Raw genomic sequence first — 18,486 nt, 5'->3', positions numbered from 1 at the left:
TAGGTTGTGACAAATTCAAAAGTAAATAAAAAACTGAAACTCTTACCTGTTCCCAGTTAAGTGTTCCTTGTTCCCTAAAAGCCATTAAAATTTTGTACACAACTCAAATAGGATTGCTATATATATCATTAATTAAATGTTGAGCTAATTGTTCTAGATATTGCCGATTATGTAAAGTTATCATCCAAAATGGAAGACTAAACATGATGTTAGAGGGTTGATAAACTATTGCAGGATGCTATCCAGGTTAATTAAACAAAGGTTCTGAAGCGTCAAAAAAACTTAATAATTTCCAAGGTATTCAGGGAGAAATTAACTGCTCATCAGGTGCAGCAAGCGCTACTGGTAATATTGCCAGATTTGATACTGGTGCTTGCCACAGTAATTCTGAGCAAATCCTCTTTGAAAATCACCAATAAAATTAGGAGGAGTAAATTTTACCTTATGCGCAGAACTTTCTAGAAATACTTCCAATATTTCGTGAGCTTGTAGTAGTTGTATTGCCTGTTAGAAAAAATGCTTTTTTCTATAAGTAGGATTATCTAAAGGAAAACCTCCTAAACCAGTTACTAATTCCCATAACACAGGTACTTCGCTCATATAGTGATAGCAGACAAATCGGATTGGACGATTAACGGCCACTGTGAGTAACAAAAGGTCCATAAAACTACAATAGTTACTTACAAGTAGCACGCCTCCTTCAGAAGGAATTCGGTCTCCATAATCAATAAAAAGTTCTACTACCAATAGTAGTTAAGAATAAATGGGAAATTAAGGGTATGTTATTTGCTTGGCTTCCCATTTTACTTCTAACTAGAGATTCAATCTTAGACTGTGAATAAATATATAGACTGTAAGAGGGTATCTATTAAATAAAAAATTAAGCCTTGATGTAGGTTGGGTTAGGCGACAATAATCTCACAAAATCACTCTGGAGATTTATCGAACCGCTGTAACCTAGCAAGTATAGATATTTGAGGCGTTTATTTAGATTTATTTTACAGATACCTTCTAAGGATAATAACATCAAAATTCCAAAAGTTAAAATTTCTTTGAGAAATTCTATCAAAACAATATAACAGCATTACTGTTACGGTAGGGGATATTATTTGCTTCCAAGCGAATCATAATGAAATTACTTAGGTCACAGAAAAAGCAATTAATCCAAGTAGTAAATAAAATAGGTCGGTACTACTAAACTCCAGAATGATTATCACCATTGCCAGTTCAAATCAAAAGTATTTAAGTCTGATTTTCCATGAAAAACACATATACAAATAAAAATACCTTTGCAATTACAACTCCCCTTTACTACGTTAATGATTTACCACATATAGGTAGTGCTTATACAACTATTGCTGCCGATACGGTAGCTCGTTTTCAAAGACTACAAGGTAGATCGGTGTTGATGATTACTGGTACAGATGAGCATGGCCAGAAAATTCAAAGAACAGCTCAAAGCAAAGGAAGATCCCCTAAAGAACACTGTGACTCAATAGTTACAGGATTTGAATCTCTTTGGCAACAACTAAATATTCAGTATGACCGTTTTAGTCGTACTACTGCATCTAACCACGAAAAAATTGTCAAAGAATTTTTCCAAAGAGTTTGGGATCGAGGTGACATCTACTTAAGTCAGCAACAAGGATGGTATTGCGTATCTTGTGAAGAATTTAAAGAAGAGCGCGAACTTCTAGAAGATAAATATTGTGCTATTCATACTAACCAAAAAGTAGAATGGCGCGATGAGCAAAACTACTTCTTTCGTCTCTCCAGGTATCAGGAACAACTACAAGCTTTTTACCAAGAAAGGCCAGAATTTATTCAACCCGACAGCCGTCGGAATGAAGTCTTAAGCTTTGTTAATCAGGGATTACAAGATTTTTCTATCTCTAGAGTTAATGTGGATTGGGGCTTTCAACTACCTATAGATCCTAACCATACTATATACGTTTGGTTTGATGCTCTATTAGGTTATGTTACGGCCCTCCTAGATCCTGATAATGAGCCTACCCTAGAGAATGCTTTATCAAAATGGTGGCCGATTAATTTGCACTTAATTGGGAAAGATATATTACGTTTCCATGCTGTTTATTGGCCAGCTATGTTAATGTCCGCAGATTTACCTCTGCCTGGGGGTGTATTTGGACATGGATTTTTGACCAAAGACGGCAAGAAGATGGGTAAATCCTTGGGTAATACTTTAAATCCTTTTGAATTAATTCAAAAGTACGGCTCTGATGCAGTTCGTTATTATTTTCTCAAAGAAATCGAATTTGGAGTTGATGGTGATTTTAGTGAAATCCGATTTATCAATGTCCTAAATTCTGACTTAGCAAATGGTTTAGGCAATTTACTAAATCGTACCCTGAAAATGGCTCATAAATACTTTAATGGTCAAATTCCTAATATTAATGGTGAGAAAATAGAGGTTTCTCATCCACTTAAAAAAATAGGTATTAGTTTGGGGGAAGAAGTTACTCAAGCTTATGCTTCTTTGGCTTTTAGTAAAGTTTGTGAAGCGGTATTAGTTTTGGCTAGAGCGTGCGATAAATATATAGACGAAACTGCTCCATGGAGTTTATATAAACAGGGTGAGTTAGATACTGTAACAGAAGTTTTATATTCTGTGTTGGAGTCTGTTAGATTAGCATCTTATCTTTTATCGCCGATAATTCCAAATATTAGTAATGCTATTTATCAGCAACTAGGTTTCTCAAATGATTTTAACAATAAATCAGTAATTCATAGTTCAGAAAATTTTGTCAAACAAGTAAGTTGGGGGACTCTCCCAGAAAATCAAATTCTGGGGAAACCTCAACCTGTTTTTCAAAGACTAGAATTGACAGAAACTGTTGCTTAAAAAGCTAATCCTAATCTTGTTTTTTTAAAATTAAATAGCCTGTTTTTCTCTGACAAATTATTTCTGATTAAGAATTAAATTTCTTTAATTTCATAAAAAAACCGAGGTTAAAAACCATGTTGAATCATCAACAAATACAAATAGAGTGTAATGAAATATTTACACCAGAACAACTTCTAGAAAATCGTGGCAAAGTAGCTATTTTTATAGATGGATCTAACTTATTTTATGCTGCTTTACAGCTAGGAATTGAGATAGATTATACGAAACTTCTTTCACGTCTTACAGGAGGTTCTCGTCTCCTACGTTCCTTTTTCTACACTGGAGTAGATCGTACTAATGAAAAACAGCAAGGGTTTTTGTTGTGGATGCGTCGTAATGGTTATCGCGTCATTTCTAAAGACTTAGTACAGTTACCAGATGGTTCTAAAAAAGCTAATCTTGATGTAGAAATTGCTGTTGATATGATGGCTTTAGTTGGCTCTTATGATACTGCTGTATTAGTTAGTGGAGATGGAGATTTAGCTTATGCTGTAGATGCTGTTAGTTATAGAGGTGTTAGGGTTGAAGTGGTTAGTCTTAGAGCTATGACTAGCGATAGTTTAATTAATGTTTCTGATCGTTATATAGACCTGGAACAAATTAAAGAAGACATTCAAAAAACTTCTAAATCTCCTTGCTATACCTATCGTCCTCTATCAGCTATAGGTTTCATGGATGAACATGATTAAGGATGATTTTAGTTATAATTTAACTGAGGAAAATTGACAAGTTTTAGAATAAGAATCAATTTCATTAATGGATAATGGATAATGGATAATGGATAATGGATAATGGATAATTACCTCTCCCTTAAAAGGGAGAGGTAAGACCAAGAAGGAAAAAATTTATTTTTTTCCCCTTAATAAAGGGAGGCTAATAAACCTGAATTATTTAATTATTAATTATTCGGTAAAAATGGTGTTAATTTTTCTAGAAATTAGTGGATTAATACCTATAATATATTGTTCTATAAATTTGAGAGGTATGTTAGAGCAAAAATTAAATATTACTTACTCAAAGGAAAGTTTAAAAAACTGAGCATCATCTATCTAAAAATATGGAAAAATTTGTGCTTATAGTGAAAAACTTTCCTTGAGTATTGTTTGAATATACTAAACTTCTAGAAGTTTAGTAATATCATGTGGAAAAAAGATTGTTCAAAATAGTATCAGGTCTGAAGAAGGAAGACTGAAGTTGGGAGAAGAAATACAACAGATTTGATGATTAATATGGTACATTAATATGGTACAATTGATGGGGTAAATATTTTTTGCTTGTTCCCTATCCCAACTCCCTACTTCCTATTCCCTCAAACCATCAACATACAGACTTCATCAACTAGGTAATTCCTGTCATTTAATTTATCAGTTATTAGTGAACCTACGACTAAAATTAGAGGCTTGAAATAATGAATTCAATATTTTTTTTCCCTTAAAAAGGGGAGGCTTTAGACATCATTATTTGGTAAATTATTGAAGCAAAAAAGTTTTTAAATTAACAATTAACTTTTCTGAAAAAGAAGAGGATTCACTAAAAGAAAAAATTGTTCTTTGTTTTTAGCTAGCCAGAGATTGATATAGTAATCCTATTTTATTTGTGTATAAAAATCTTACGGCTTTTAGGGAACAAGGAACACTTAACTGGGAACAGGTTGTAATTTCAGTTTTTTATCTAAATTTTAGATTTGTCAAAACCTATGTAGGATTGCTATAGTTTTCCTTTTTGTAGCATTTTTTTTATTAAAATAGCATAATACCAAGCGTAAAAAAAGAATGTTACGAATGATTTAGTCAACTAAAATAGTTAAAGTCAGATGTATATTTCCTCAAATAAAATTGTTTCAGGGTAAAACAATGAGGTATTGATGTACCAGTAATGATATTCGGATCAACAGTTAACTAGGCAAACCAAGAGTCTTATGCCTGAAACAATTAATTTTGATAAATACAATAATAAATATACAATTATAGTGGTCAAGGTAAATTTTTTTTCTAATACTTTTAATTCTCCTTAAATCTATCAATACTAATTCCTGCCGATTAGGCAATGAATTAATAGCTAATAGTTGACTGGTGATTAATATAAATAATCGAAGTATTTGTAGTAAAAATTTATCGAGCTTGGTATTATGTAAGAAATTTTTTAATAAAAATTATCTGATTATAATTAGGCTTTTTATGAAAACACTAAATAATTATTTTTATGATTTCCAAAATTCATCAATGCCTCTATTAATCTTAGTAACTTTACTGCTAGGAATAACCGCTTGTAATCAACAAAATCAAAGTCAAGAAAATATCTCAGAACAACCTATTCTTAATCAAAATCCAGAAAGTGATTTAACTTTAAATGACGTTACTCTTGAAGAAGCATCTGAAGTAGGTGAAATGTTGTGGCGGGTAAAATCTAAACAAGCTTCGTATGTAAAAAATCAAGAATTAATTAGAGTTACTAAACCTGAAGGTGAATTATTTAGAGATGGAAAATTAGCTTATAAAATTACTGCATTGCAAGGAGAAGTATATCAAGACGGAAACAAAATTTTACTTATAGAAGAAATAGAAGTATATGACATCCAAAATCAAATAACTATTAGAGGAGAACAATTAGAATGGTTAACTGAACCAGGAATTATTATTGTTCGCAACAATATAACAGGTAGTAATGAACAAATACAAGCATCAGCTCAAACGGCAAAAGTTATTAGTCTAGAAAAAAGAATAGAGTTTTATGGTCAAGTAGTTGCTATGTTCAAAGAACCTGTAATGAAAATCCAAACAGAGCAATTATTTTGGCAGATAGATCAAAAAAAATTGACTGCTAATCAACCAATAAAAATAGAAGAGTTACAAGATAAAAAAGTTATTGGTAGTGCTTATGGTGACGAGTCAGAATTTAATTTAGAAAGTCAAATCGCTACTCTAAAGAAAAATGTACAGGTGATCCGAACTAATCCAAAATTACAAATAAGTAGCGATTTGATGATTTGGAATATACCACAAAATTTGATAGATTCACCAGGAGCTATAACAGTATTAGAGCAAGGAGAAAAAGTAATTTTACAAGCAAATAAAGGTCAAGGAAATTTTCAGAAAAATACTTTTGTTCTATCAGGAGATGTCGTTGGTGTTGGGCAAGAAAATCAAGCTCAATTAAATAGCGATCGCCTAACTTGGTATTTACAAAATCAAACTTTTGAAGCGGAAGGTAATGTATTTTATCGTCAAGTCGATCCACCATTTAATGTAAGAGGTCCTAGGGCAGTGGGGCAACTCAAAAATGAGACAGTTATTATTCAAGGTGGTAATAGTAATGTTGTAACAGAAATTATTCCTCAGAGTATTGAGTAGGGGGTGTGGGAAGTGTGGGAAGTGTGGGAAGTTTGAGGAGTGTGGGAAGTGTGGGGAGTGTGGGAAGTGTGGGAGGTGTGGGAGGTGTGGGAAGTGTGGGAATAAACTACAAGCAGAATGAAATCTCTAAAAAATTGTTCTTTTAGATAAATCTACATAAATTATAGGTAAGTTATGTCAAACCTGCTTGGTTTGGAGTGTTATAAGAAACCGGGTTTATAGGAGGTAGATGTTGGTATGGTGGAGTATTTAATAAACCGGGTTTCTCTGCTTTTTAAGAGTATTGTAAGAAACCGAGTTTATAGGAGGTAGATGTTGGTATGGTGGAGTATTTAATAAACCGGGTTTCTCTGCTTTTTAAGAGTATTGTAAGAAACCGAGTTTATAGGAGGTAGATGTTAGTATGGTGGAGTATTTAATAAACCTGATTTATCTGCTTTTTTATACCGATACTACCGGATTTGATATTATAACTTCCTTATTTACCAAGAAATAAGATTAATAAATTCCCCAGTAAAGTGGATGAAAAGGGGGCGAGAGATGGATGATTTACGGAAAAAAAAGGTTTAAAACCTCTCCTTGAAAGGAGAAAAAAGCGGTCGAGGGATGGCGAGGTTTCCTCGCCATATCCAATCAACCAAGAGAAGAAAAAATTTCCTTTTAACCAATCCTCTTATTTTTAAGAAGAGCTAATTATTAATTGTTAATTATTAATTATTAATTATTGAACTAGCCATATCCAATCAATAAAGAGAAAGAAAATTTCGGATTTTCTTCCCCTCCCTATTACTGGAGATACTGATAACTAATAACTGATAAATAAAATAACCCAAGGGCATTTTCAGTAGATGTTAATTTTTTGTAGTTATTGTGATATAGGAAACAAGTTGTGAGAACATATCCCCTACAAACTCCCCATAGTGGCTATCACTGGGATGGTAGCGATCGCCGTTTTTTTGAAGGTTGGTATTATCGAGTCACCCTACCAGAAGAAAAACAAACTTTCGCCTTTATGTATTCTATAGAAGATCCTATTGGCGGTAAACCTTATAGTGGTGGTGGGGCACAAATTCTTGGCCCAAATGATGAATATCTCTGTCGGACTTTCCCAGATGTGAAAAAATTTTGGGCAACTCCGGAGGTTCTAGAATTAGGCCATTGGGGACGAACAAATTTAACAGGTTCAGTTGGGTATTTAGAGCCACAAGTATTTGAGGAGCGAATCGAACAAGGGTATCAAGCTACTGCTACTTGGCATCAAGGAGTTCTTTCCGACCCAGGAACAAATAATTATTGTTGTTGGCAATATGAAACACAACCTATATATGGTTGGGGAAATCCAGATGTAGAACAACAGTCAACTGCTGGTTGGCTGTCATTTTTACCAATTTTTGAGCCTGGATGGCAAATATTAATGGCTCATGGTTTGGCTACTGGTTGGATAGAATGGAATGGGAATATCTACAAGTTTACTGATGCGCCAGCTTACAGTGAGAAAAATTGGGGTGGTGCTTTTCCGAAAAAATGGTTTTGGTTGAACTGTAATAGTTTCTATGACAAATCAGATTTAGCTTTAACTGCTGGTGGTGGTAAGCGAGGAGTATTGTGGTGGATGGAAGAGGTGGCATTGGTAGGTATTCATTACCAAGGCAAATTTTATGAGTTTGTACCGTGGAATTCGGAGGTACATTGGCAAATTCAGCCTTGGGGAGAATGGCAAATGCAGGCCAAAAATGATTTATTTGAGGTAGAGTTAACTGCGACTACTAACTGTTCCGGTACACCTTTACGGGCGCCGTCAGAACAGGGATTAATATTTTTGTGTCAAGATACTATGCGGGGAAATTTAACTTTGAAGTTAAGGGAAGTTAGGGATGGTTATTCAAAGTTGATTTTGGAGGCGCGAAGCGATTTATGTGGGTTAGAAGTTGGTGGAGAGTCTTGGGAGCAACCTTGGGTTAAATGATGTTATAGAAGCCATTTTGGATTTCTTAAAAAATAGAGGCGGAAATGTGTAAATTGCGAATATGGGGGCATTTTTCTACCTTTTTCCTGTATTTCATTTCTCAACCTTCTAACTTCTTTACCAAAAACCTACACCTTTGGTAATATTCCAAATTGCTTCTATAAACAAATACATTTTTGATAATTTAATTGCTGCGTGTATGAATTGAGGAAAATAAAACCAATGATTATTCCAGATATTCCTGATGGTTGGAAATATGTTGTTAGCTCGTTAGTTGGTGGAGGCATCGCGATATTTGTCACTGTCTTAAACAATAGCTACCAATTAACTAAAGATGCCAAGACTTGGGAAAAAGAAAAATTGTGGGAAGGTTATCAAAAGTGTATTTCAAATTTGAACTCAATGGTACAAATGATAGAAACAAGAGAAGGAAATAACCTAGAAAAACTGCCTGCTATGTATTCATAAATATCTCCTTATTTGTATTGGATAGCAAATCATCCAAATCCCCAATCAGAAGAAGTAAAAGCTTTGAAAGAAACAATGAAAAATGCAGCTTTTACTGTTAACTTTTTAAATTTATTGCAACAAACGCTTATTAGAGTAATGGTTAAAGATCCAAGAATTTTTCAGAAGTAATTAATTAAAACTTTTCTCAGGTTATTAATATAATCAGGACTTACGCATGAGGTAAGGAAAACTAGGATTTGAGATTGCTACTTGTCGGTTGCAATGAGGAAAAGACTTTGTAGTGCGCAAGTCCTAATATTTATTTCTTGCTTGGGAGGCATAATGAAAAAAACCAATAATTTAATTTTTATAGCTACTGACATTTTCTACTTCCAATTCTTGCAATTCTTGAGCTAAGGGAAATACTTGATATTTCCCTAAATTGAGTAGAAATTCTACCCTTGACATTCCTGCTAGTTCGGCTGCTTTACTAGAGGATAAACGAGCCATTTCATAGAATTTAACTGCTGCTAATATCCGTAATTCTCCTGCAAATGTTGTTGCATCTGCGTTGGTTGCTTCCAGAACTGATGCAGGTATTTCCATTGATATTTGGATAGGTTTCACTGAGGTAAGATTTTTTTTGATGTTAATGGTGGTTTAATCCTAGTTTATTTTTGACGAAAAAAGCATTGCTTTTTAGAAGTCGGAAGGAATTTTTGAGTGAGTTTGAGAATTTAGAAATATCCGCATCCATTATTTTGATGGCTATAGTTACTAAATCTATAGAAAAATATTCCTAGACAAGTGTTTTAATTAAGTGTTACCTTAACGGGGTGAACTACAACACCCTCTATCCCATTGCTAAAAGCGTTTGGGACTGCTTTTCGTAGTATGTTTAAACTTCCATTGACATCAGCATTGTATTTGACTCCATTTGAAGCTTTATAAAGTCCTCTTTTCACTCGTTTACCACTAAATCTATGTTTGACACCCTTTTGGTAAACTGGTAAGTCGTCCCAGTCTAAAAAACTAGCTTTTGATGTATAACTTTCTTCATTAATTATTACTTTGATTCCCACTAATTTGGCTTTGTATTTTAGTTGTTCAATTAACTTAAAAAAAGGAATTTGAACAAAATTTTGATTGTTTTTTTTGCCAAGATTTAGGCTTTGTTTCCAGTTAGGATTATTTCCTATTACTAAAACTCCTATCTCCCAGCTGATCAGATGATTAATAATATACCTGCTAGTCTTATGTAGATAATCGTCAATCTTGAAATTTCTTTTTGTCGATAATCTTTTGATTCTATTACTACTTTTAGTCTGATTTAATTCTGACTGTAGTTTACCCTTCTTATAATTATAGAATTGATTAATTGATTTGACTGGTCTGCCGTTAATAATAAAGGGTTGAAAACCTTTTTTATTTGATGTTACAGTTGCCAAATTATTCACTCCCAAATCTACAGAAGCCACATCAGATTCTGACAAATCTAATTTAACTTCAACGGATTCGTAAACCACTTCTATCACATAGTAATTAAGCTTGGGAATAATTCTCACTTGTTGCAGAGAATCATAATTTATTTTACTGTCAAAAAATAGCTGACTTTTTGATAGTAATATCTTTTTATTTTTTACTAATTGAAGTTTACTAATAGCCTGTTTCGTATAAACTAAAATATTCCTTCCTTTCTGTTTATGTTTATATTTTGGCAGTTTAGGAGGGCTTTTGAACTTACTTGGACATTGATTATAAGCTCTTATAGCTTGAAAAAAACTTTGCCAATTTTGATCTAAAAGAATCAAAACCTGCTGAGAAACTTTCGCCGGTATTGCTTTATAATCTGCTCCCGACTGTAACAACTTTTGAACCTTGTTATAGTCTAGATAATTTCCTTTATTAATAAACTCTTGTCTAACTATGTAGTTAGCCATGTTGTAGAGATTTTTCGACAAGAAAGCTAGAGCATCGAGTGATTTATAATTGGGATGGTTTTTTTTAATAATAGTACGTTCTACTAACTGCATTATCCCTCCTTGTAAACATTTAACGCTCTCTTCTGTTTTCCAAGTTCATCTTCAAGATGCATGCGTGTTGCAGATAATTTCATTCATAAACAAGATTAAGGGAATTTAACTAATTCCAGTCTAAGAGATTTTTAGTTGTTTTTTTATGTTTTTCTATAAAATCAACAAAACTTTACAATACTCAAAAATTTCGCTGCCAAATTTTTATGGCTTGATCTCTTCCACCACTAATTAATGTTTTTCCGTCTGGACTAAAAGCGACAGAAGTTACGCCTCTAGAATGTTGCTCGGAATTTTCAGGAAAGGTTGATAATGGCTTTCCTGTCACAGTCCATTCCTGAATTGTCCCATCACTACTGCCACTTACCAATGTTGTGCCATTAGGGTTAAAAGCAAGACAAGTTACTGCTTCTGAATGTTTTCGGAGAGTACGAGGTTCACCAGTCTCAAGAGGCCAAAGTTTAATCGTACGATCTTCGCCACCGCTAGCCAAGGTTTTTCCATCTGGACTGAAAGTAATGGTATAAACTCTATCATCGTGACCAGAAAGTTTACCAATTTCTGCACCTGTTTCTATATTCCATAGTTTGATGGTTTTGTCATAACTACAACTAGCGAGAATTTTCTTATTTTGTGGTAGAAAAGCAACACAAGTTACTTTATCTGAATGTCCGATAAGTTTACCAATTTCTTCACCTGTTTCTACATCCCATAATTTAATTTCTTGGTTGTCATTAGCTGCGAGAATTTTACCGTCCGGACTGAAAGTAACAGAGTCAAAACCAAACGCATCGAAAAAGCCATTCAAAGATAAAGTTTTGGAGTAACTATAAATAGGTTTTTCTTCACCTAAACGCCAAATATTAATTCGATCGTTTTTGCAAGCTGCTATCGTTTTACCATCTGGACTAATAGAAACCGAAGTAAACCATAAATCAAACACCCCAGGCATAGAAATTCTTTGTTTGTTTTCCCAAGTACCGATTTCCCAAACATTAATTACTTCATTTCCACCACTGACAAAATATTGGCGATTTGGATTCGGACTACAGGCTATTTTAAGTCCGTATTTTGTAATAGATTTTTCCAAAAAATTTGTCATAAAACTAGCAGTAGGGCGAATAAATTCTATAGGAAATTCAGAATAATATTTGTTTGAAAGAGTAGCTGAAAGTTGCCAAGGTTCAGGTTTATTTCCATCAATTATTTCTTGCCAAGTTGGAGGAATTTCTAAAGACTTCTGATAAATTATTGGCAACCAAGTAGTACCAGGAATTTCAGATTCTAAAACTTCTAATCTTTGCCGAGCATTTCTAACTGCTAAATATAAGGATTCACCATCAGCATAAGCAGTGAGAAAATAATCCAGAAATTTTTGAGCTGCTTTGTCTGCTACAGGTTCTCGCATCACAATTACCTGGGGAATTTGTAAATCTGCCAAATATTCAGCTAATTTCAAACCATCACAAGAGTTAAAAATAGCTAATTGTAATCCTTTTTGAATAACTTTTCTAAGACTATTTTTTAATTCACTAATTGGTAGTTGTTCCTGGGGGTTGATATAAATAATTCCTGTTTCACGATCGCTATAACTATGACCTGCAAAGAAAAGAATATCCCAATCTTTTTCCCAAAGTTTATCGCTAAATTCTTGACGATTTGGTTCTACTAAAAATTCGGGTTCTGCATTAGGTAAATTAGCAATTAATTGTTGGTCGAATTGAATATCTATTCCTTGACTATCTCCCAATATAGATAAAATTCTAACTTTATTTTTTCCAATGCGAAAATTTGTTTGAGTAACAACATCAATTTCTGGTGGACTGAGGGCAATTTCAGCTTTAGTAAAAGTATCAGCAAATAAATCCCACTCATCCCAAGGAAGTTTTTTTAAGATTTCATTTTCTGTTTGCAGAAAGACCATAATTTCATCTGAAGGTTCTAATCTCTGATTTATTTTATCTCTCAGTTTTTGGAACTTAATATCTTGAGAATTATTCAGCCATTTTTGCATACCTAACCTTAATTCTTTGGCTGAATTTTGACAGTCATCAAGCGTTTTTTTGAAGTCACCAATTCTTCCTACCCTACCTCTAAAATTTAGCCCTAGTAATTTATATTTTTCATTCCAATTTTTATAGAGCTTGGGAATGTCAGGATATGGAGGTAAATAGCCATCAACGTCTACTTCTAAAATAGAATCTTTTTCAGAATAACTAATCCGTAAATTTGTCTCAAATCCTTGGTAAAAATCTCCTGTTATAACTTTGATAAAGAGTAATTTTTTCATATTTATAACTTTTAGTAAATTTAGGCAACAAAATTTTCTCTGTAACTTAAATCATCGTAATTAATTTCTACCGTAAAACTTTCTTCTGGATCGAAGAATAATTCTTGAATAAAACCATCTGGATAATTTTCTGTAGAAACTTCAACTAGAGTTTCTTGGTTAAAATCAATTACAATTGCAGTGATATTTTTCGGTAGTTTTGTTTGGCTTTCTAGAGGATATAAACCTAATAATATTCTCATCTCTTTATCATCTGTTAACTCTAAATCTAGGGTTATTGCAATTTTTAAATCTTCTAATTGAATTTGTTTAGCTCTTTGAACACTAGCCTCCCTAAAAGCTAAAGATTTCTTGGGAAAAATTTCTTCAACTGTTAACCATAAAGCTTGCTCTGCTTCAGTAAATCTATTTTGTAACCATTGAGTTAAATTTATGGATGGCTCGACTAAAGATATGGGTTTATATTGATAAATAGACTGCAACTTTAAAATATAAATCTCAAGTTGTTTATATGCTTCAGCAAATTTAAGAAACTCTTCTTTTAGTTCCCTTGATTCAACAATTTGTTTTTGCAGTTCGCCCGATTCAAAGAAACATAAAACTTTCTCTAAATACATAGAAAATGACTGGAATACGGACACGGAATTTTCTTCTTGATTGTAAATATCTTGATTATTAGGATTTTTTCTATACCCTACTTCTTTAAGGTGTTTACTAACTGTTAAGGGGTGATTAATTTTTTTACCAGTAAGTTCATTAACATATTTATATAAAGTTCTTGATAAGTCACTTTTCACTGTGTTTTTAGATAGATAAAATTTATTGGATATTTCGTCAGTATCCTGTTCTTTAAGCAAAAGACGTAACCAACAAATTTCTCTATCAGTAAGCTTTTTACCTTCAACATATTCTTTTAAAGTATTCAAATCTTGTAACAGTCTATCTACATCCCACTCTTTTTCTACCTCCAGACATTCAAGGCATTTTTCTTGATTTTCCAATTTTTTTTTATTGCTCAAGACAGGGCAAAAATTTTCTAATGATGAGGTCATAACTTTAACGATTGACTTTAATAATAGAAAACTAAATCAGCTAAATAAAACTTGAGCAAATACTGAAATAGAGTTTCTATAGGTATAGTCTACAAGGTACTTATAAAAAAGTCTAGCAACTATTGTTGTAAAAATAAAATTGCGTTTTCACAACCATTGTTGCTAGACACTAACAACAACCAGTATTCATAATAAATACAAAGACACATCAAAAAAGATAATTTATCCTATGAAAAGACAACTTTTATTCTTCAATATCCAATCCAGTCAATTTTCTTGTACGTTCATATTTGCTAATCAAATAACATCATCAATAGCTGATACTGTAATGAAAACTTTGATGTTTTTACCATTTATTTTTGGGCAGCAAAACTTGGAAACACATCCACCTAAAGAATTAAAAGAAACTTCATCCTGTTATCAGTTATATATGGATAATTACAAAGATAAAAATGCCGAAGTAGCTGAATTTTTTTTGAATAACAAACCAAATGTGAAAGAATAAAAATTAGATTTTTCCATGAAAAGCAAGGCAATTATTTAGTATTGCACCAGGCAAATAGGTTAAGACATTAATACAAGCTGAAAAGCTATTGCAGTTAACATTTGCCTGTTGCCTAACCCGTAGCGGTATAATTCAAAATACCCACAATCTTAGGTAATTACTTATCTTATATTTATCATTAGCAAACAGAAAAAATAATCATCATCTGTTTGCCATTCTTCACTCAAAACTTTCCTCAAAATTAATCCCCCGAAATAATATAATTTCTTCGACTATCTCCCAAACCCAAACGATCGCCATTTATCTTAGGACTAACACCTCTAGGTGACGTAACTACTCCCCACCTCTTAACTAATTCCTGTAAAAATTTATCTTGCTCTACTCGTGTTTCCTCCCAATAAGGACTCCGGTTAACCATCGTAAACCAAACCAAACCCTCTTCCCGCGTTGGAAAAACCCCTGCTAAAGCAATAACATCATTCAAAGTACCAGTCTTAACCGCCGCTCCCTGGGGAATATTCCGTGATTGATCCCTTAAAGTTCCCGTGTCGTACCCAGATACCGGAAACAGATCCGCAATAACCCACTCAGAATTTTGCAGATACCTTTGAATAGCTACCAACATTGCAGTTACCGCTCTTGGAGAAATCTGATTTTCTACCCCCAACCCAGAACCATTAACTAATTGTATTTCTGCCTCCGACACCCCAGCACTCCAAGCAGCTTTTCGTTGCACAACCTTTGCTCCTCCCAAAATTTCCGCCAATCTCTCAGCTAAATTATTCTTACTTTCCGCATTCATCGTTTTGAGAATATACACCAGGGGTAACGACTTATGTCTAATAATCGGAATTTTCCCAGATACAGATTTTTTAGATATAACAGAACCAGCGATCGCTACCTTCGGCATCGACGTTCCTGGGGGCATTCGGTTGTAGATACTTCTCACATTTCTAGACCAAGTTGCAGAATTTATACCTTCTCGCAAGAATCGACCAGCCACTACAGGGTTATACCTCTCGTTCATCCAAAAATTACCTACTATAACCAAATTACCCCTCACCTGATTAATGCCCAATTTTTCTATAGCATTGCCCAGAGCGATCGCCTCTTCCCAGACAAAATAAGGGTCACTACCACCATTAACAACCAAATCTCCTCGCAAGATGCCATTAGTAATGGGACCTGTGGTACTAATCAAAGTTTCAAATTGATGTTCTGGTCCCCAAGTTTCCAGTGCAGCTAAAGATGTAGCGACTTTAGTTAAAGAAGCACTAGGAATAGGAATTGTACCTTCGTGACTATGAAGAGGTCTTAATTCTGACTGTATCCAGATACCCTGAACATCAGCAGTCAGTAATCCTTTTGTTTTCAAACCCTCTAAATATTCATCTACTTCTAAGGTCAATATTTCATCTGAATTTTCCGGCGAAATTAATTCAGGTAGACCTGCTTGCCATTTAAGTATCGCTACAGTATTCTGCCCAATACTTTCTATCCCTGCCATTTCTAACCACAGATGTATAACTCCGTAGCTGAATAATTCCCACATAAATCAATTCAATATTTTCAAAATTTTTCTATTGTAGCAAACTTCATCTGTATAAATATCAATTATTCTTCCTAACCCCTAATCCCTAAATAATCAATCTCTCTGTTCCCTACTCCCTAATTTTTCCCGATTCCCTATTCCCTACTCCCTAATTTTTCCCGATTCCCTATTTTCAAAATTTTTCTATTATAGCAAGCTTCATCTCTATAAATATCAATTATTCTTCCTAACCCCTAATCCCTAAATAATCAATCTCCCTGTTCCCTGCTCCCTAATTTTTCCCGATTCCCTATTCCCTACTCCCGATTCCCTATTCCCTATTTTCAAAATTTTTCTATTATAGCAAACTTCATCTGTATAAATATCAATTATTCTTCCTAACCCCGAATCCCTAAATAATCAATAAATTATCAATTATTCTTCCTACTGCCTAATTTTTCCCTATTCCCTAAATAATCAATCTCCCTGTTCCCTACTGCCTAATTTTGCCCGATTCCCGATTCCCGATTCCCTACTCCCGATTCCCTATTCCCTATTTTCAAAATTTTTCTATTATAGCAAACTTCATCTGTATAAATATCAATTATTCTTCCTACTGCCTAATTTTGCCCGATTCCCGATTCCCTACTCCCGATTCTCTATTCCCTATTTTCAAAATTTTTCTATTATAGCAAACTTCATCTATATAAATATCAATTATTCTTCCTCACTCCTAATCCCTAAATAATCAATAAATTATCAATTATTCTTCCTACTGCCTAATTTTTCCCTATTCCCTAAATAATCAATTAACTGATAAAATCTTAAAGATTTCTCTAACTTTGAAAAATGGGAATAATACCTACACGAATCGCAATAGACGCTATGGGTGGGGACCATGCCCCATCTGAAATTGTTGAAGGAGCACTCAAAGCTCAAGAAGCTTATGGTGTCAAAGTATTGCTAGTTGGCGATCCTCAGAAAATTAAAGCCTGTATAAATCACAAATCAAGCCAACCTTTGCCAGAAATAGTTCCTGCCGAGGACATGGTAGAAATGCACGAAGAACCTTTGACTGCCATTAGGCGCAAGTCCAAGGCATCTATTAATGTAGCTATGAAATTAGTCAAGGAGAAAGAAGCAGATGCTGTAGTTTCCGCAGGTCATTCAGGAGCTGCAATGGCCTCTGCTTTGTTGCGTTTGGGACGAATCCCAGGAATTGATCGCCCGGCAATTGGGGCCATTTTACCCACTATTATTCCGAAAAAACCAGTCCTAATCCTTGATGTGGGAGCAAATGTGGACTGTCGCCCCAAATATTTAGAACAATTTGCAGTCATGGGGACAATTTATAGTGAATATGTTTTGAGGACTTCCGAGCCAAAAGTGGGACTACTGAATATTGGGGAAGAGCCATCAAAAGGAAATGATTTAGCAGTAAGAACTCACGAAATATTGCAAGAAAATAATCAAATCAAGTTTATTGGTAATGCAGAAGGGCGTGATGTTTTATCTGGTGAATTTGATGTGATAGTTTGTGATGGTTTTGCAGGTAATGTATTATTAAAGTTTGCGGAGGCAGTGGGTGATGCTGTACTGCAAATGATGAGGGAAGAATTGACACCTGGTCTGAGTGGGAAAATAGGTACTGCAATATTACGACCTAATTTAAAAAGGATGAAACAAAGAATAGATCATGTAGAACATGGAGGGGCATTATTATTAGGAGTGGGAGGAATTTGTATTATTAGTCATGGTTCCTCTAAAGCAGTAGCTATATCTAATGCAGTTCGTTCAGCAAAAGAAGCTGTTGAAAATAGAGTGATCGAAAGAATTAATTCCAACTATTTACTGGAAGATAAACAGTCAGTAGTTACTAATTAGTAGATCCTCCTTTTTAAGGAATTCAGAAGTCAGAATTGTTTTTTTCAGCTCTATTAATTATTTGAGTGAAAATGATGATTGAGTATACTTGTCTCAGACGTTTTTGATGATTTTGATGTGGTTTAAACAAGCTTGACGAAATCATAACTCAGAACTCAGAAGTGTTTTTTTCAGCTTTAACAATTATTGAGTCAACTTAACTCGGAAGTTTTTGGTTCTTTATGATGTGGTTGAAACAAGCTTAATGAAGTCAGAACTTCAGAACTCAGAACTCACAAGTAGTTTTTCAGGTCTAAGAATTATTTAGTCAACTAGACTCGGAAGTTTTTGATGCTTTATGATGTGGTTGAAACAAGCTTAATGAAGTCAGAACTTCAGAACTAAAAACTCAGCAGTAGTTTTTCAGGTCTAAGAATTATTTAGTCAACTAGACTCGGAAGTTTTTGATGCTTTATGATGTGGTTGAAACAAGCTTAATGAAGTCAGAACTTCAGAACTAAAAACTCAGCAGTAGTTTTTC

The 18,486-nt window shown here is 33.8% G+C and carries 14 protein-coding genes; 8 read left to right on the top strand and 6 right to left on the bottom strand.

Going from position 1 to position 18,486, the window contains the following annotated elements:
- Positions 1 to 507 precede the first annotated feature (507 nt).
- Positions 508 to 747, bottom strand: a complete 240-nt coding sequence (locus F6K40_RS03275; protein ID WP_293131336.1) for a 1-acyl-sn-glycerol-3-phosphate acyltransferase — start codon at positions 745 to 747, stop codon at positions 508 to 510.
- A gap of 511 nt (positions 748 to 1,258) precedes the next feature.
- Between F6K40_RS03275 and metG the strand changes: the two genes are divergently transcribed.
- From metG to F6K40_RS03245, 6 genes are all read left to right on the top strand, one after another.
- Positions 1,259 to 2,863, top strand: coding sequence for a methionine--tRNA ligase (gene metG / locus F6K40_RS03270; RefSeq protein WP_293131333.1), 1,605 nt, complete (start codon positions 1,259 to 1,261; stop codon positions 2,861 to 2,863).
- 116 nt (positions 2,864 to 2,979) lie between these two features.
- Positions 2,980 to 3,594 carry a LabA-like NYN domain-containing protein gene (locus F6K40_RS03265; RefSeq protein WP_293131330.1) on the top strand — a complete coding sequence of 205 codons (615 nt, stop codon included), beginning with the start codon at positions 2,980 to 2,982 and terminating at the stop codon, positions 3,592 to 3,594.
- 1,488 nt (positions 3,595 to 5,082) lie between these two features.
- A complete protein-coding gene (gene lptC, locus F6K40_RS03260; RefSeq protein WP_293131327.1) occupies positions 5,083 to 6,255 on the top strand; it encodes an LPS export ABC transporter periplasmic protein LptC in 1,173 nt (390 codons plus the stop codon).
- A 5-nt stretch (positions 6,256 to 6,260) separates the two neighbouring features.
- Positions 6,261 to 6,401 (top strand): hypothetical protein, encoded by a 141-nt coding sequence (locus tag F6K40_RS03255; protein WP_293131324.1) that lies wholly within the window; start codon positions 6,261 to 6,263, stop codon positions 6,399 to 6,401.
- Positions 6,402 to 7,144: 743 nt separating this feature from the next.
- Positions 7,145 to 8,221: a tocopherol cyclase family protein gene (locus F6K40_RS03250; protein WP_293131321.1), complete on the top strand. Its 1,077-nt coding sequence runs from the start codon at positions 7,145 to 7,147 to the stop codon at positions 8,219 to 8,221.
- Positions 8,222 to 8,443: 222 nt separating this feature from the next.
- The gene (locus F6K40_RS03245; protein WP_293131318.1) at positions 8,444 to 8,689 is read left to right on the top strand and encodes a hypothetical protein; all 246 of its coding nucleotides are present in this window, start codon (positions 8,444 to 8,446) and stop codon (positions 8,687 to 8,689) included.
- A 342-nt stretch (positions 8,690 to 9,031) separates the two neighbouring features.
- Here F6K40_RS03245 and F6K40_RS03240 read toward each other — a convergent pair whose 3' ends face one another.
- From F6K40_RS03240 to F6K40_RS03225, 4 genes are all read right to left on the bottom strand, one after another.
- Positions 9,032 to 9,298 (bottom strand): UPF0175 family protein, encoded by a 267-nt coding sequence (locus F6K40_RS03240; RefSeq protein ID WP_293131316.1) that lies wholly within the window; start codon positions 9,296 to 9,298, stop codon positions 9,032 to 9,034.
- Positions 9,299 to 9,483: 185 nt separating this feature from the next.
- Positions 9,484 to 10,704 carry an RNA-guided endonuclease InsQ/TnpB family protein gene (locus F6K40_RS03235; RefSeq protein ID WP_293131313.1) on the bottom strand — a complete coding sequence of 407 codons (1,221 nt, stop codon included), beginning with the start codon at positions 10,702 to 10,704 and terminating at the stop codon, positions 9,484 to 9,486.
- 181 nt (positions 10,705 to 10,885) lie between these two features.
- Positions 10,886 to 12,994 carry a CHAT domain-containing protein gene (locus tag F6K40_RS03230; RefSeq protein WP_293131310.1) on the bottom strand — a complete coding sequence of 703 codons (2,109 nt, stop codon included), beginning with the start codon at positions 12,992 to 12,994 and terminating at the stop codon, positions 10,886 to 10,888.
- Between the two features lie 20 nt (positions 12,995 to 13,014).
- A complete protein-coding gene (locus F6K40_RS03225; RefSeq protein WP_293131307.1) occupies positions 13,015 to 14,046 on the bottom strand; it encodes a DUF1822 family protein in 1,032 nt (343 codons plus the stop codon).
- A 229-nt stretch (positions 14,047 to 14,275) separates the two neighbouring features.
- Here F6K40_RS03225 and F6K40_RS03220 point away from each other — a divergent pair, with 229 nt between their 5' ends.
- Complete coding sequence (locus tag F6K40_RS03220) at positions 14,276 to 14,551, top strand: hypothetical protein (RefSeq protein ID WP_293131304.1); 276 nt, start codon at positions 14,276 to 14,278, stop codon at positions 14,549 to 14,551.
- Positions 14,552 to 14,792: 241 nt separating this feature from the next.
- Here the strand turns inward: F6K40_RS03220 and F6K40_RS03215 are convergent, their stop codons facing one another.
- Entirely contained in the window at positions 14,793 to 16,103 is a 1,311-nt protein-coding gene (locus F6K40_RS03215; protein WP_293131301.1) for a D-alanyl-D-alanine carboxypeptidase, read from the bottom strand.
- A gap of 828 nt (positions 16,104 to 16,931) precedes the next feature.
- Between F6K40_RS03215 and plsX the strand changes: the two genes are divergently transcribed.
- Complete coding sequence (gene plsX / locus F6K40_RS03210; RefSeq protein ID WP_293131298.1) at positions 16,932 to 17,966, top strand: phosphate acyltransferase PlsX; 1,035 nt, start codon at positions 16,932 to 16,934, stop codon at positions 17,964 to 17,966.
- The last annotated feature ends 520 nt before the right edge of the window (positions 17,967 to 18,486 follow it).

It is taken from the genome of Okeania sp. SIO3I5, assembly GCF_010672085.1.
GTDB lineage: Bacteria > Cyanobacteriota > Cyanobacteriia > Cyanobacteriales > Microcoleaceae > Trichodesmium.
This window is presented reverse-complemented; position numbering and strand designations above follow the sequence as displayed.

Excerpts from the sequence above, each read along its gene's own strand:
- metG (WP_293131333.1), top strand. The coding sequence starts at position 1,259 with ATGAAAAACACATATACAAATAAAAATACCTTTGCAATTACAACTCCC.
- F6K40_RS03265 (WP_293131330.1), top strand. The coding sequence starts at position 2,980 with ATGTTGAATCATCAACAAATACAAATAGAGTGTAATGAAATATTTACA.
- lptC (WP_293131327.1), top strand. The coding sequence starts at position 5,083 with ATGAAAACACTAAATAATTATTTTTATGATTTCCAAAATTCATCAATG.
- F6K40_RS03245 (WP_293131318.1), top strand. The coding sequence starts at position 8,444 with ATGATTATTCCAGATATTCCTGATGGTTGGAAATATGTTGTTAGCTCG.
- F6K40_RS03235 (WP_293131313.1), bottom strand. The coding sequence starts at position 10,704 with ATGCAGTTAGTAGAACGTACTATTATTAAAAAAAACCATCCCAATTAT.
- F6K40_RS03230 (WP_293131310.1), bottom strand. The coding sequence starts at position 12,994 with ATGAAAAAATTACTCTTTATCAAAGTTATAACAGGAGATTTTTACCAA.
- F6K40_RS03225 (WP_293131307.1), bottom strand. The coding sequence starts at position 14,046 with ATGACCTCATCATTAGAAAATTTTTGCCCTGTCTTGAGCAATAAAAAA.
- F6K40_RS03220 (WP_293131304.1), top strand. The coding sequence starts at position 14,276 with ATGAAAAGACAACTTTTATTCTTCAATATCCAATCCAGTCAATTTTCT.
- F6K40_RS03215 (WP_293131301.1), bottom strand. The coding sequence starts at position 16,103 with ATGTGGGAATTATTCAGCTACGGAGTTATACATCTGTGGTTAGAAATG.
- plsX (WP_293131298.1), top strand. The coding sequence starts at position 16,932 with ATGGGAATAATACCTACACGAATCGCAATAGACGCTATGGGTGGGGAC.